At 55.4% G+C, this 13741-nt stretch carries 13 protein-coding genes; 6 read left to right on the plus strand and 7 right to left on the minus strand.

Going from position 1 to position 13741, the window contains the following annotated elements:
• Positions 1 to 79: 79 nt before the first annotated feature.
• The 5 genes from lolC to cobB are packed head-to-tail and all read left to right on the plus strand — an operon-like array spanning position 80 to position 5019.
• Positions 80 to 1279 carry a lipoprotein-releasing ABC transporter permease subunit LolC gene (lolC, locus tag B3511_RS07395; protein WP_286778000.1) on the plus strand — a complete coding sequence of 400 codons (1200 nt, stop codon included), beginning with the start codon at positions 80 to 82 and terminating at the stop codon, positions 1277 to 1279.
• The gene (gene lolD, locus B3511_RS07400) at positions 1272 to 1973 is read left to right on the plus strand and encodes a lipoprotein-releasing ABC transporter ATP-binding protein LolD (protein ID WP_040076120.1); all 702 of its coding nucleotides are present in this window, start codon (positions 1272 to 1274) and stop codon (positions 1971 to 1973) included. The genes lolC and lolD overlap by 8 nt, the downstream gene beginning before the upstream one ends.
• Positions 1973 to 3217 carry a lipoprotein-releasing ABC transporter permease subunit LolE gene (gene lolE / locus B3511_RS07405; RefSeq protein ID WP_040076119.1) on the plus strand — a complete coding sequence of 415 codons (1245 nt, stop codon included), beginning with the start codon at positions 1973 to 1975 and terminating at the stop codon, positions 3215 to 3217. The genes lolD and lolE overlap by 1 nt, the downstream gene beginning before the upstream one ends.
• A gap of 53 nt (positions 3218 to 3270) precedes the next feature.
• Positions 3271 to 4182 (plus strand): N-acetylglucosamine kinase, encoded by a 912-nt coding sequence (gene nagK, locus B3511_RS07410; protein WP_286778003.1) that lies wholly within the window; start codon positions 3271 to 3273, stop codon positions 4180 to 4182.
• Positions 4183 to 4197: 15 nt separating this feature from the next.
• On the plus strand, positions 4198 to 5019 hold the full coding sequence (gene cobB / locus B3511_RS07415) for a Sir2 family NAD+-dependent deacetylase (RefSeq protein WP_040076117.1): 822 nt from the start codon (positions 4198 to 4200) through the stop codon (positions 5017 to 5019).
• Positions 5020 to 5053: 34 nt separating this feature from the next.
• Here cobB and potD read toward each other — a convergent pair whose 3' ends face one another.
• The 4 genes from potD to potA are packed head-to-tail and all read right to left on the minus strand — an operon-like array spanning position 5054 to position 8862.
• Positions 5054 to 6100, minus strand: a complete 1047-nt coding sequence (gene potD / locus B3511_RS07420) for a spermidine/putrescine ABC transporter substrate-binding protein PotD (RefSeq protein ID WP_286778005.1) — start codon at positions 6098 to 6100, stop codon at positions 5054 to 5056.
• On the minus strand, positions 6097 to 6888 hold the full coding sequence (gene potC / locus B3511_RS07425; RefSeq protein ID WP_040076115.1) for a spermidine/putrescine ABC transporter permease PotC: 792 nt from the start codon (positions 6886 to 6888) through the stop codon (positions 6097 to 6099). Before potC ends, potD begins: the two co-directional genes overlap by 4 nt.
• A complete protein-coding gene (gene potB / locus B3511_RS07430; RefSeq protein WP_040076113.1) occupies positions 6885 to 7742 on the minus strand; it encodes a spermidine/putrescine ABC transporter permease PotB in 858 nt (285 codons plus the stop codon). The genes potC and potB overlap by 4 nt, the downstream gene beginning before the upstream one ends.
• Positions 7726 to 8862, minus strand: coding sequence for a spermidine/putrescine ABC transporter ATP-binding protein PotA (gene potA, locus B3511_RS07435; RefSeq protein ID WP_052452763.1), 1137 nt, complete (start codon positions 8860 to 8862; stop codon positions 7726 to 7728). The genes potB and potA overlap by 17 nt, the downstream gene beginning before the upstream one ends.
• 251 nt (positions 8863 to 9113) lie before the next feature.
• Here potA and pepT point away from each other — a divergent pair, with 251 nt between their 5' ends.
• Positions 9114 to 10337 (plus strand): peptidase T, encoded by a 1224-nt coding sequence (gene pepT / locus B3511_RS07440; RefSeq protein WP_040076112.1) that lies wholly within the window; start codon positions 9114 to 9116, stop codon positions 10335 to 10337.
• 47 nt (positions 10338 to 10384) lie between these two features.
• Here pepT and B3511_RS07445 read toward each other — a convergent pair whose 3' ends face one another.
• The 3 genes from B3511_RS07445 to phoP form a co-directional block, all read right to left on the minus strand.
• On the minus strand, positions 10385 to 11506 hold the full coding sequence (locus B3511_RS07445) for a cupin domain-containing protein (RefSeq protein ID WP_286778010.1): 1122 nt from the start codon (positions 11504 to 11506) through the stop codon (positions 10385 to 10387).
• Positions 11507 to 11598: 92 nt separating this feature from the next.
• Positions 11599 to 13062 carry a two-component system sensor histidine kinase PhoQ gene (gene phoQ, locus B3511_RS07450; RefSeq protein WP_046885680.1) on the minus strand — a complete coding sequence of 488 codons (1464 nt, stop codon included), beginning with the start codon at positions 13060 to 13062 and terminating at the stop codon, positions 11599 to 11601.
• Complete coding sequence (gene phoP / locus B3511_RS07455) at positions 13063 to 13734, minus strand: two-component system response regulator PhoP (RefSeq protein ID WP_040078526.1); 672 nt, start codon at positions 13732 to 13734, stop codon at positions 13063 to 13065.
• Positions 13735 to 13741 lie beyond the last annotated feature (7 nt).

Below are 13741 nucleotides of genomic sequence, written 5' to 3' on the forward strand. Positions count from 1 at the left end.
GCTTAGGGTTTCAGTCATTTACGCTTCACGGATTCGCTTATATACTCGTGGGTCTGCTATCAGCAAACAGACGGATTTCATGTACCAACCTGTCGCACTATTCATAGGCTTACGTTATATGCGTGGGCGTGCCGCGGACCGCTTCGGTCGCTTTGTCTCCTGGCTCTCTACCATTGGCATTACGCTTGGCGTGATGGCACTGGTGACGGTGCTGTCGGTGATGAACGGCTTCGAGCGCGAGCTGCAAAACAATATTCTGGGGCTGATGCCGCAGGCCGTTCTCTCTTCTGCCAACGGGTCGGTTAACCCTCAACAGCTACCGGAAAGCGCGGTGAAGTTGCAGGGCGTAAACCGCGTCGCGCCGCTTACCACCGGTGATGTGGTGCTCCAAAGCGCCCGCAGCGTGGCGGTGGGCGTGATGCTCGGTATCGATCCGGCGCAAAAAGATCCGCTCACCCCTTATCTGGTTAATGTGAAGCAGACCGACCTGCAGCCCGGCCAATATAACGTGATCCTTGGCGAACAGCTGGCCGGGCAACTGGGCGTAAACCGTGGCGATCAACTCCGGATCATGGTGCCTTCTGCCAGCCAGTTTACGCCGATGGGGCGCCTGCCGAGCCAGCGTCTCTTTAACGTGATTGGCACCTTTGCCGCCAGCAGTGAAGTCGATGGCTATCAGATGCTGGTGAATATTCAGGATGCCTCACGCCTGATGCGCTACCCGGCGGGCAATATCACCGGCTGGCGTCTGTGGCTGAATGAGCCATTGAAGGTTGACGTGCTCAGCCAGCAGACCCTGCCAGAAGGGACCAAATGGCAGGACTGGCGCGACCGCAAAGGCGAGCTGTTCCAGGCCGTGCGCATGGAAAAGAATATGATGGGCCTGCTGCTGAGCCTGATCGTCGCCGTGGCGGCGTTTAATATCATTACCTCGCTGGGGCTGATGGTAATGGAGAAGCAGGGCGAGGTGGCGATTCTCCAGACCCAGGGGCTGACGCCGCGCCAGATTATGGCGGTCTTTATGGTTCAGGGGGCCAGCGCCGGGATTGTCGGTGCGCTGTTGGGCGCCGTACTGGGGGCGCTGCTCGCCAGCCAGTTGAACAATTTAATGCCTATTATCGGCTCACTGCTTGATGGCGCGGCGTTGCCGGTCGCCATCGAGCCGCTGCAGGTCGTGGGTATCGCGCTGGCCGCGATGGCCATTGCGCTGCTCTCTACGCTTTACCCTTCCTGGCGCGCTGCCGCCACTCAACCCGCTGAGGCTTTACGTTATGAATAAGATCCTGTTGCAATGCGACAACCTGTGCAAACGCTATCAGGAAGGCAACGTGCAGACTGATGTCCTGCACAATGTCAGCTTCAGCGTAGGAGAGGGGGAGATGATGGCCATTGTCGGGACCTCTGGCTCTGGCAAAAGTACCTTGTTGCACCTGCTCGGCGGACTGGATACCCCCACTTCCGGGGATGTGATTTTCTCCGGTACGCCGCTCAGTACCATGTCTTCAACGGCGAAGGCCGATCTGCGTAACCGCGAGCTGGGCTTTATTTATCAGTTCCACCATCTGCTGCCCGATTTTACCGCGCTGGAAAACGTGGCCATGCCGCTGCTGATCGGTAAAAAGAGACCGGCAGAGATCAATGAGCGCGCCAGCGCGATGCTGAATGCAGTTGGTCTGGGCCATCGTGGTAATCACCGTCCATCGGAACTCTCTGGCGGTGAACGCCAGCGCGTGGCCATTGCCCGTGCGCTGGTCAATAATCCGCGTCTGGTGCTGGCGGATGAGCCGACCGGTAACCTGGATGCCCGTAACGCCGACAGCATCTTCCAGCTGCTAGGTGAACTGAACGCCTCTCAGGGTACAGCCTTCCTGGTCGTGACCCACGACCTGCAGCTGGCGAAACGGATGTCGCGCCAGCTTGAGATGCGCGACGGCCGTTTGAATGCGGAACTGACCCTGATGGGGGCAGATTAATGGCTTCACCATTATCGTTACTTATCGGCCTGCGCTTTAGCCGTGGCCGCCGCCGTAGCGGCATGGTATCGCTGATCTCGGTGATCTCCACCGTGGGTATCGCGCTGGGCGTGGCGGTATTAATCGTCGGCCTGAGCGCCATGAACGGTTTCGAGCGCGAGCTGAACAACCGTATTCTGGCGGTGGTGCCGCATGGCGAGATCGAGCCGGTTAATCAACCCTGGAATAACTGGAACGAGGCGCTAAATAAAGTAGAGAAGGTGCCCGGTGTAGCTGCCGCTGCGCCTTATATTAACTTTACCGGCCTGGTGGAGAGCGGCGTTAACCTGCGCGCGATTCAGGTAAAGGGGGTTAACCCTCGTCAGGAAGAGAAACTGAGCGCATTGCCGCAATTTGTGAAAGACGGCGCATGGACGGGCTTTAAAGCGGGCGAACAACAGATCATTATAGGCAAAGGGGTTGCCGACGCGCTGAAAGTGAAGCAGGGCGACTGGGTCTCGATCATGATCCCGAATGCCAGCGCCGATCATAAATTGCAGCAGCCGAAGCGCGTGCGCTTGCACGTTACCGGCATCCTGCAGCTGAGCGGCCAGCTTGATCACAGCTTTGCCATGGTCCCGCTGGAAGATGCCCGTCAGTATCTGGATATGGGTAGCAGCGTCACCGGTATTGCCATCAAGGTGAACGACGTCTTTAACGCTAACAAGCTGGTGCGCGACGCAGGCGAAGTGACCAATAGCTATGTCTATATCAAGAGCTGGATTGGCACCTATGGCTATATGTATCGCGATATTCAGATGATCCGCGCCATTATGTATCTGGCGATGGTGCTGGTGATTGGCGTGGCCTGCTTTAACATTGTCTCGACGCTGGTGATGGCGGTGAAGGACAAGAGTGGCGACATTGCGGTGCTGCGTACTCTCGGCGCCAAAGACGGTCTTATTCGTGCCATTTTCGTCTGGTATGGTTTGCTCGCCGGGCTGCTGGGAAGCCTCTGTGGTGTAGTGATTGGCGTAGTGGTTTCTCTGCAACTCACCCCAATTATCAATGGAATTGAGCGTCTAATCGGCCATCAGTTCCTCTCTGGCGATATCTATTTTATTGACTTCCTGCCGTCTGAATTGCACTGGCTGGACGTCGTTTATGTGCTGATTACAGCACTTTTGTTGAGTCTGCTGGCAAGCTGGTATCCGGCGCGTCGCGCAAGCCGAATCGATCCGGCGAGGGTGCTAAGTGGCCAGTAATTACGTCTTGATGTAGCGATCGCAAGGCCGCTATATCGAAAGAGGAATGCACTATGTATTACGGATTTGATATTGGCGGCACCAAAATTGCGCTCGGCGTGTTTGATGAGAATCTCAAACTGCAGTGGGAAACCCGCGTTCCCACGCCGCATGAAAGCTACGATGAATTCTTAACTACTCTCGTCGCGCTGGTGGGGCAGGCCGATGCGCGCTTTGGTGTGACAGGGAGCGTGGGGATAGGTATTCCCGGCATGCCGGAAACCGATGACGGCACGCTCTACGCCGCCAACGTGCCTGCGGCCAGCGGTAAACCCCTTCGCGCGGATCTCACCCGCCTGTTGGCGCGCGATGTGCGTCTGGATAACGACGCAAACTGTTTTGCCCTCTCTGAAGCCTGGGACGATGAGTTTCGCCGTTATCCACTGGTTATGGGGCTGATTCTCGGCACTGGCGTCGGCGGCGGGCTTATTATTGATGGCAAACCGATCACCGGCCGCAGTTATATAACCGGCGAGTTTGGTCATATCCGGCTTCCTGTCGATGCGCTGGAGGTCGTCGGTCGCGATTTCCCGCTTATCCGCTGTGGTTGCGGCCAGCATGGCTGCATTGAGAATTACCTGTCAGGCCGTGGATTTGCATGGCTGTATGAACACTTCTATCATCAAAAAATGCAGGCACCCGAAATCATCGCCCTGTGGAATCAGGGAGATGAACAGGCGAAAGCGCATGTTGAGCGCTATCTCGACCTGCTGGCGGTCTGTCTGAGTAATATACTTACCGTCGTCGATCCTGACCTGTTGGTCATTGGCGGCGGGTTATCAAACTTTACCGCGATCACGGAGCGGTTATCAGAACGTTTACCACGGCATTTGCTGCCGGTTGCCCGCCTGCCGCGCATTGAAAAAGCGCGCCATGGGGATGCCGGGGGAATGCGCGGTGCGGCGTTCCTGCACCTCAGCCGCTAGCCAGAAGAGGTTTTTATGTTGTCGCGTCGGTCACATCGCCTCACCCGTTTTCGCAGAAATAAACGTCGTTTGCGTGAACGCTTACGCCAGCGAATATTCTTCAGAGATCAGGTAATGCCAGAATTAATGGAAAAACCGAGAGTAGTGGTGCTGACCGGAGCAGGGATCTCCGCAGAGTCAGGCATTCGCACCTTCCGGGCCGCTGATGGGCTGTGGGAAGAGCACCGTGTGGAGGACGTCGCAACGCCGGAAGGCTTTGCCCGTAACCCGCAGCTGGTCCAGTCGTTTTACAATGCGCGTCGCCGTCAGCTGCAATCTGCTGAAATTGCCCCTAACGCGGCGCATCTGGCGCTGGCGAGGCTGGAAGAGGCGCTGGGCGACCGTTTCCTGCTGGTGACGCAGAACATCGATAATCTCCATGAGCGCGCGGGTAACAAGAATGTTATCCATATGCACGGTGAACTGCTCAAGGTACGCTGCGCCTGGAGCGGCCAGGTGCTGGAGTGGACCGGTGACGTCACCCCTGATGACAAATGCCACTGCTGTCAATTTCCGTCGGCGCTGCGCCCGCACGTTGTCTGGTTCGGCGAAATGCCGCTGGGTATGGATGAGATCTACAGTGCGCTGGCGATGGCCGATGTGTTTATCGCCATTGGCACCTCCGGGCATGTCTATCCCGCAGCCGGGTTCGTCCATGAGGCGAAACTGCAGGGAGCGCATACGGTAGAGCTTAATCTTGAACCGAGCCAGGTGGGGAGTGAATTTGAAGAGAAACAGTACGGTCTGGCCAGTGAAGTGGTGCCGGCGTTCGTAGAAAAGTTACTGAAGGGATTGTAAAAAGAGGTGAGGGCGCAGGCCCTCACCGTATTTATTAGCGACCTGCTTTCAACTTCTGATAATACTCTTCGTAGATGCGGCTGGCGTCGCCCACATCGTTTTGCCACTCACCTTTACTGATAGTTTCGGCATCAGGATAGAGTGTCTTATCGTTCGCCACGTCCGGGCTGAGCAGTTTACGCGCCGCGAGATTCGGGGTCGGGTAGCCAATGGTTTCTGCCACCTCTTTGGCCACATCCGGGCGCAGCAGGAAGTTAATCAGCTTCATGGCGCCATCTACGTTCCTGGCGTTTGCCGGGATCGCGAGGCTGTCCATCCAGAAGATGCCCCCCTCTTTTGGCCAGATGACCTCCAGCGGGGTACCGGCCTGACGCGCCACATACGCCGAACCGTTCCATACCATGCCCAGGTTCACTTCCCCTTCCATGTACGGGTTCGCCGGGTTATCGGAGTTAAAGGCCGCCACGTTAGGCATCAGCTTTCTCAGCTCGTTGTAGGCGGCTTCGATCTCTTTCGGATTGGTGGTGTTGCCGGAATAACCGAGTTTACGTAGCGCCATCTGGAACACTTCGCGCGCATCGTCGGTCAACAGCAGGCTACCCTTATACTCGGGTTTCCACAGATCGGCCCAGCTGGTCACCGTTTTCGGATCCATCTCGTCACGGTTTACGCCAATCGCGGTGGCACCCCAGATATAGGGAATGGAGTAGTCGTTGTTAGGATCGAAGGGTTTGTTCAGCACCTCAGGATCGAGGTTAGCGAAGTTGGTCAGCTTCGTCTTATCGATCTTCTGGATCATCCCCTCTTTACGCATTTTATCCACGAAATAGGTAGAGGGTACGACCAGGTCGTAGGCGCCGTCTTTATAGGTTTTGAGCTTGGCATACATGGTTTCGTTCGACTCGTAGGTCGAATAGATCACCTTGATACCGGTCTCTTTGGTGAACTGCTCCAGCAGGCCTGGCGGCACATACTCGGTCCAGTTATAGAAGTAGAGTGTTTTACTGTCGTCCGCGTGCGCAGCGCTCATACCGAAAGCAAGCGCGCCAGCCGCGAGCAGGTGGCGTGACCATTTCATCATTTTAACGTCCCCTGAACTTTTGTTTTATCACGAGCAATAAGCTGGCTGGTAATAACCAGAACCAGCGATAACATCAACAGAATGGTGGCCAGCGCGTTCACCTCCGGCGAGACGCCCACTTTAACCATCGAATAAATTTTCAGCGGCAAGATCTCATAGCTCGGGCCGGTGACGAACGAAGAAACCACGACGTCGTCCATCGACAGGGTAAAGCTCAACAACCATCCGGCTGCCACTGCAGGCATCGCCAGCGGCAGGAGGATCTTGCGCAGAATCACCATCTCACTGGCACCCAGATCTTTCGCCGCTTCCAGCATGCGCACGTCAAATCCCTTCAGACGGGAGTAAACCGTCACCACCACGAAAGGCAGGCAGAAGGTAATATGCGAAAAGAGCAGCGACCAGAAGCCGAGTTGTACGCCCAGCAGCATAAACAGCACCAGCAGCGATATGGCCATGACAATGTCCGGAGACATCATCACCACAAACAGCATGCCGCTCACAAACGGCTTGCCGCGAAAGCGGTAACGGTAGAGGGCCACGGCAGTCAGCGAGCCAATCAAGGTCGCAAACGTGGCCGAGACGATTGCCATCGTCAACGAATGCTGCGCAGCCTGGAGCAAACTGTCGTTGTTGACCAGCAGGCTATACCACTTGGTAGTAAAACCCTGCCAGTTAATCCCGAAACGTGAACTGTTAAATGAATTCACAATCAGGATGATGATGGGAATATACAAATAAGCATAGATGGCGGTCATAAAACCGCCGCGAAGCAGTCGACCCATCATTCCAGCTCACCTTTTTTGTTAAGCAGTCGGGATGCGCGCCAGTAGACCATTAGCATCAGCCCCATAACCACCGTCAGCGTGATGCTGGTGGCGGAGCCAAACGGCCAGTCGCGAATATTGAGGAACTGGCTTTTGATGACGTTGCCAATCAGCAGGTTTTTCGCGCCACCCATCAGATCCGAGACGTAGAACAGCCCCATGGCCGGCAGTATCACCAGCAGGCAACCGGCGATGATACCCGGCATCGTCAGCGGCAGGATTATACGGATAAAGGTCTGCATCTTACTGGCGCCGAGGTCTCTTGCCGCTTCCAGCAGCGGCTTATCGAGCTTCTCGATGCTGGAGTAGAGCGGCATCACCATAAAGGGCAGCAGTATATAAACCAGGCCGATAATGACGGCGCCCGGGGTGTACATAATGCGAAGCGGGGTCTCGATGATCCCCAGCCACAGCAAAAATTCATTCAGATACCCTTTGGTACTAAGGAAAATCTTCAGGCCATAGATGCGAATCAGAGAGTTGGTCCAGAATGGCACAATCAGCAGAAACAGCAGCAGCGGGCGAATTTTCTGTGGCAGACGCGCCAGAAACCAGGCGAAGGGATAGCCCAGCACCAGACAGGCGAGGGTGGCTATCACGGCCATGTTCAGCGAGTGCATCAGCACCTGGAAATAGAGCGGATCCAGCAGGCGCGCGTAGTTATCCAGCGTAAAGACCAGCTTGACGAAGTGGGCATCGTCGCGGGTCAAAAAGCTGGTGGCGATGATCATCAGGTTGGGTAAGAAGACAAACAACACAAGCCAACCGACGATAGTGGCAATCACCACATTCTGGAACTTACTTGTGTTCTTCATCAGCCAGTACGACCTCCCAGCTCTCTACCCAGTTAATGGCCATTTTCTGGTCAAGGGAGTGGTCGAAGTCCGGATCGTCCTCATTGAAGAACTCACTGACCAACACCATTTTGCCATTTTCGAGTTCAACCACCGACTCCAGGGTCATGCCCTTATAGTTGCGCTCGCGGATATAACCAATCAGACCTTCGACGTCGCTGCTGTCATGGATCTCGTCAACGCGCAGATCTTCCGGGCGCAGCATTACGTTCAGCTTTTGCCCTTTTTCTACCGCAAAGTTAACGGTGATGTTGCACTCATGGCCTTCGACGCTGGCGCGGACGCGCTGCGCATCCAGGCGTTCGATAACCGTGGCGCTAAAGTTATTGATCTCACCGATAAAGCTTGCGACAAAGAGGTTTTTCGGCTCTTCATAGATCTCACGCGGCGTGCCGTCTTGCTCGATTTTGCCTTCGCGCATCACGACGATACGGTCGGACATTGTCAGCGCCTCTTCCTGATCGTGCGTCACGAAAACAAAGGTGATGCCCAGCTTACGCTGTAGCGCTTTCAATTCGTTCTGCATCTGTTTGCGCAGTTTGTAATCCAGCGCGGAGAGCGATTCGTCGAGTAATAACAGGCGGGGTTTGTTCACTACCGCGCGGGCAATGGCGACGCGCTGCTGTTGTCCACCTGAGAGCTGATGCGGCTTGCGCTGGGCAAACTCTTCCAGCTGTACCATGCGCAGTGCCTCCGTCACACGCGGGGCAATCTCCTGCGCCGGGGTTTTCTGCATGCGCAGGCCAAAGGCCACATTTTCAAAGACCGTCATATGCGGGAAGAGGGCGTAGCTCTGGAAGACGGTATTGACGTGGCGATGCTCGGCAGGGACGTCGGTGATATCCTGGTTTTCAAGATGAATATGGCCGGTGTCGACGTTTTCCAGCCCGGCGATCAGGCGCAATACTGTTGTCTTACCGCAGCCAGAGGGGCCGAGAAGCGTAAGGAACTCGCCGTTGTTAATGGTCAAATTAAGATCGGCGATAACGGTTTTACCATCAAAACTCTTATTAATGCCCGATAAAAGCACCAGCGGTGACAGTGAACCTGGTTGTGTATTCAATTTATGACTCTGTCCCATATCGACGCTGCGATCTATCTAACGCAGCGGGGTTTGTGTGTAACCACCTTGGTGACTCGTAATGAGGGCGGCCATTCTACGGCAAACCATTGAATTCGCCAATCCTTGATGCTCCCCGATAAGCTACCTTTATTAGCAACGGGATGAGATAAACGAAAAATATTCTCGTTTGCGGGATAAAAGTGACCTGACGCAATATTTGCGTTTTAGGGCTTATTGATAATGTTGTCACAAAAAGTGAGGGTGACTGCATGGATAAATTACTAGAGCGTTTTTTACAGTACGTTTCGCTGGATACCCAATCTAAGCCGGGTGTTCGCCAGGTACCGAGCACAGAGGGCCAATGGAAATTACTGCAGCTGCTAAAGTCGCAGCTTGAAGAGTTAGGCCTGGTCAACGTGACATTAAGTGACAAAGGCACGGTCATGGGCACGCTACCGGCGAACGTGCCGGGTGAGATCCCGGCCATTGGTTTCATATCCCATGTTGATACCTCCCCTGATTATAGCGGCAAAAACGTTAACCCTCAGATTGTGGAGAACTATCGCGGCGGCGATATCGCCCTGGGCGTCGGCGATGAGATTTTATCCCCGGTCATGTTCCCTGTGCTCCACCAGTTGCTCGGCCAGACCCTGATCACGACAGACGGTAAAACGCTGTTGGGAGCAGACGATAAAGCTGGCGTCGCCGAGATCATGACCGCGCTGGCGGTGCTGAAGGGTAAAAACATTCCTCACGGTGATATTCGTGTCGCCTTTACCCCCGATGAAGAGGTGGGGAAAGGGGCGAAGCATTTTGATGTGGAGGCGTTTAACGCAAAATGGGCCTACACCGTGGATGGCGGTGGTGTAGGGGAGCTGGAGTTCGAAAACTTCAACGCCGCGTCGGTCAATATCCGCATCGTGGGCAACAATGTGCACCCAGGCACCGCAAAAGGGGTGATGGTTAACGCACTCTCGCTGGCGGCGCGTATCCACGCTGAAGTGCCTGCCGGGGAGAGCCCGGAGCAGACGGAAGGCTATGAAGGTTTTTATCACCTTACCAGCATTAAAGGCACCGTTGACCGCGCGGATATGCACTACATCATTCGCGATTTCGACCGCGAAGGGTTTGAAGCGCGTAAACGTAAAATCATGGATATCGCCAAAAAGGTTGGCAAGGGGCTGCACCCGGATTGCTATATCGAACTGGTGATTGAAGACAGTTATTACAATATGCGGGATAAGGTGGTCGCACATCCTCATATTCTGGATATTGCCCAGCAGGCGATGCGTGATTGCGATATTGAACCGCAACTTAAGCCGATTCGTGGCGGAACCGACGGGGCACAGCTCTCCTTTATGGGATTACCTTGCCCGAATCTCTTCACCGGGGGCTATAACTACCACGGCAAGCATGAGTTCGTCACCCTGGAAGGGATGGAGAAAGCGGTGCGGGTTATTGTGCGCATTGCCGAACTGACGGCGAAAGGGTAATCAGGAAGAGTCCGGGTGGCGCTATGGCCACCCGGTACAGGCGCGTCTTAGTCCTCAAAGAACCAGTAGCCGCTGTTAACCAGCGCGGCGAGCATCGCCAGGAAGGAGGGGTCATCCAGCGCATCGCCAAACTGTGCGGCATCCAGCACCATATGGCTGGCGATAGCTTCCACGGCAGGGCGGTGAGGTGAATCCAGCTTCTCGCCGTTAACATAAACCTCGCCATCGATACGCAGTACGCGCAGACCACCCAGGCGTACCAGTTTGTCGCCCTGCTGCAGCGCATCGTAGATTTCGTCTGGCTGGTAAGGAGGCTCCGGCGGCGAAACGTCCAGCTCGTGACGAGACTGGCTGACAAACTCACCAAACCACTGGTTAAAATGTTCTGGTTGATTAATCAGGTCCAACATCATCCCACGCAGTTTATCGAGCTCCTGCGGCAGGATATCAGCGGGATGTTCACGGGCAGGGACGTCCGGATCGGCAAAGCGATGGCTTCCCAGCTCGCGCTGCAGGACGTAGTCCGCAAAGCTGCTGATCATCTCCCGGCCGCTTGGCGCGCGGAATCCGACGGAATAGTTCATCGAATTTTCCAGCGAGTAGCCTTCATGCGGGAATCCTGGCGGAATATAGAGTATGTCGCCCGGCTCCAGCTCTTCATCAATAATACCTTCGAAGGGATCGACCTGCAGCAAATCCGGATGCGGGCAGTGCTGCTTCATGGGCACTTTGTCACCCACGCGCCAGCGGCGACGGCCGGTGCCCTGAATGATAAAGACGTCATACTGATCGAGATGCGGGCCTACGCCGCCGCCAGGCACGGAGAAGGAGATCATCAGATCGTCCATCCGCCAGTCAGGCAGCGCGCGGAACGGGCGCATCAGCGCTGCGGTAGGTTCATGCCAGTGGTTGACGGCCTGAACTAACAGCGACCAGTTGGTCTCGCCGAGGTGATCGTAGCTCTCGAACGGACCATGGCTAACCTGCCATTTCCCATCCTCATGACTGACCAGGCGGCTATCGACCTCATTCTCCATCGCTAAGCCAGCGAGTTCGTCAGGGGAGATAGGATCGACGAAATTTGCAATGCCGCGTTTCAGAACGACCGGGCGTTTTTGCCAGTAACGTTCAATAAACTCAGGCCAGTTAAGTGTTAAGTGATAATCCATAATATTTTATTCCGCAGGCTCTTACTGAGACGGATTATAACGGAAGCTCAGACACCTGCGCGTGAGAATCTCGCTTTTTTCACCCGGAGGGCTTAACTCTCATGGTCACCAGGCTGTTGGCGGCCAAAGATTGCCACCATGCGGGCACCGCCGAGCAGGCTGTCGCCCGTTTCGATACGGCCGTCATACTGCTCAACAATATCCCGCGCGACCGAAAGCCCCACGCCCTGGCCTGGACGCAGGGTATCAGCCCGCTGTCCGCGGTCGAAGACCTGATCGCGTTTACCCTGGGGAATACCGGGGCCATCGTCCTCAACAATAATATGAAGTTGATCGTCGTCCTGTCGGGCCGAGATTTCGACAAACTCGAGGCAATATTTGCAGGCGTTATCAAGCAGATTACCCATCACCTCCATAAAGTCGTTTTTCTCGCCAATGAAGCTTATCTCCGGCGAAATATCGAGGCTGATGCTGACCCCTTTACGTTGATAGACCTTGTTCAACGCCGAGGTGAGGTTGTCCAGCAGCGGCGCCACCGGGTGAAGTTCGCGGCTGAGCAACGCACTGCCAGAACGCATACTTGCCCGGTGCAGGTAGTAGCCAATCTGCTGGGAGATACGGCTGATCTGTTCCAGCATCACCGGCTCGGCGTCGTCCACGCTCAGCTTCGCGCTGCGCAGGGATCGTAAGGTACTTTGTAATACCGCCAGCGGCGTCTTCAGACTGTGGGTCAGGTCGGTCAGTGTTGTGCGGTATTTGTCATAGCGTTCACGCTCACTCTTCAGCAGGCGGTTCAGGTTACGCACCAGGCTGGTCAGTTCACGGGTGGTGACCGGGTTAAGTTTCTCCCGGTGATGCTCTTCCAGCTCACGCACCTCTTTCGCCAGCGACTCGATAGGGCGCAGGCTCCACCAGGCGGCGACCCACAGCAGGGGGATCACCAGCAGCAGGTTCGCTACCAGCACATAGACGAACCAGTTCCACACCATATAAGAGCGTTTTAGCTCAACGGGAATGGTGTCGATCACCACAATGGTGAGCTGGGGCATTTCGAGGGTCGCCGGGTAGAGATTAATGGCGACCGAGTGGGTCATCTCAGTGTCGTCGTCATCTTCGCGGATCTCGCTCAGTTGCTGCTGCATAGAGCGGTCATTACCCACCAGGCTGCTGGAGGCGTTAAGATCTGCCTCCAGCTCGTGAAATCCGTTGGTTCTCAGCCACTCTGGCTGGATACGGTTCACCAGCCAGGGTACATCTCGCTGGGCCCAGAGAAGCTGGCCCTTTTCACCGTATATCAGGGCGATGGTCGGACTCTGTCGATCCAGATGTTCCGGCATGTCGATGCTGATTTTATTATTTTCCCAGCGGGCAAGGGTATAAAACAGGTTACTTTCGCCGCGCAGTAGGCGAAAGGTGGTCTTGTCAAAGCTAACGCTGTAACCCACCAACGCCACCAGACCGTAGGCCAAAGAGAGCACCAGCACCACGGCGGCCGTCGCCAGCAGGAAGCGAACCCGCAGCGAAAGCGGCAGGAAGTGACGCAGAATTTTTTTCATTTAGCGTAATTCGAAAAGGTAGCCCTGACCGCGGACCGTCGTAATGACATCTTCCGGATACTGTGCCTGGATCTTTTTCCGCAGACGCCCCATCAGCACATCAATGGTGTGGCTTTCACGCAACTCAGCATCAGGATAGAGCTGCAACATCAGGGAATCTTTGCTAACCACTTTGCCGCTGTTGCGGATCAGGGTTTCCATAATGGTGTATTCGAAAGCGGTCAGTTTGATCACCTCGTCATTGATGGAGAGCTCACGGCGAGAGAGATCGACCTGGAAAGGCGGTAGCGAGATCACCTGAGAGGCGTGGCCGCTGTTACGGCGCATCAGGGCCTGCATGCGGGCAGCGACTTCTTCAATATGGAAGGGCTTGGTCACATAGTCGTCGGCCCCGGCGCTAAGCACCTCGACCTTATCCTGCCACCCTTCGCGGGCGGTTAACACCAGCACGGGCAGTGAGACATCGTGGCTGCGCCAGCGACGAATGAGCGACAGACCGTCTTCATCCGGCAGGCCGAGATCGACGATGGCAATATCCGGCAAGTGTTCATTCAGATAGTAGTCAGCCTCTTTGGCATCTTCGGCATCATCCACCTGATGACCCATTTCCTGAAGTTGAACCTTCAGGTGATGACGTAATAATGCATTATCCTCGACAACCAATACGCGCATCATCGCT

This window comes from Leclercia sp. UBA1284, assembly GCF_002308415.1.
In the GTDB taxonomy this organism is placed as follows: domain Bacteria; phylum Pseudomonadota; class Gammaproteobacteria; order Enterobacterales; family Enterobacteriaceae; genus Enterobacter; species Enterobacter pneumoniae.

What these genes read in the sequence shown, in the direction of transcription:
- lolC (WP_286778000.1), top strand. Translation starts at nt 80, where the DNA reads ATGTACCAACCTGTCGCACTATTCATAGGCTTACGTTATATGCGTGGG.
- lolD (WP_040076120.1), top strand. Translation starts at nt 1,272, where the DNA reads ATGAATAAGATCCTGTTGCAATGCGACAACCTGTGCAAACGCTATCAG.
- lolE (WP_040076119.1), top strand. Translation starts at nt 1,973, where the DNA reads ATGGCTTCACCATTATCGTTACTTATCGGCCTGCGCTTTAGCCGTGGC.
- nagK (WP_286778003.1), top strand. Translation starts at nt 3,271, where the DNA reads ATGTATTACGGATTTGATATTGGCGGCACCAAAATTGCGCTCGGCGTG.
- cobB (WP_040076117.1), top strand. Translation starts at nt 4,198, where the DNA reads ATGTTGTCGCGTCGGTCACATCGCCTCACCCGTTTTCGCAGAAATAAA.
- potD (WP_286778005.1), bottom strand. Translation starts at nt 6,100, where the DNA reads ATGATGAAATGGTCACGCCACCTGCTCGCGGCTGGCGCGCTTGCTTTC.
- potC (WP_040076115.1), bottom strand. Translation starts at nt 6,888, where the DNA reads ATGATGGGTCGACTGCTTCGCGGCGGTTTTATGACCGCCATCTATGCT.
- potB (WP_040076113.1), bottom strand. Translation starts at nt 7,742, where the DNA reads ATGAAGAACACAAGTAAGTTCCAGAATGTGGTGATTGCCACTATCGTC.
- potA (WP_052452763.1), bottom strand. Translation starts at nt 8,862, where the DNA reads ATGGGACAGAGTCATAAATTGAATACACAACCAGGTTCACTGTCACCG.
- pepT (WP_040076112.1), top strand. Translation starts at nt 9,114, where the DNA reads ATGGATAAATTACTAGAGCGTTTTTTACAGTACGTTTCGCTGGATACC.
- B3511_RS07445 (WP_286778010.1), bottom strand. Translation starts at nt 11,506, where the DNA reads ATGGATTATCACTTAACACTTAACTGGCCTGAGTTTATTGAACGTTAC.
- phoQ (WP_046885680.1), bottom strand. Translation starts at nt 13,062, where the DNA reads ATGAAAAAAATTCTGCGTCACTTCCTGCCGCTTTCGCTGCGGGTTCGC.
- phoP (WP_040078526.1), bottom strand. Translation starts at nt 13,734, where the DNA reads ATGCGCGTATTGGTTGTCGAGGATAATGCATTATTACGTCATCACCTG.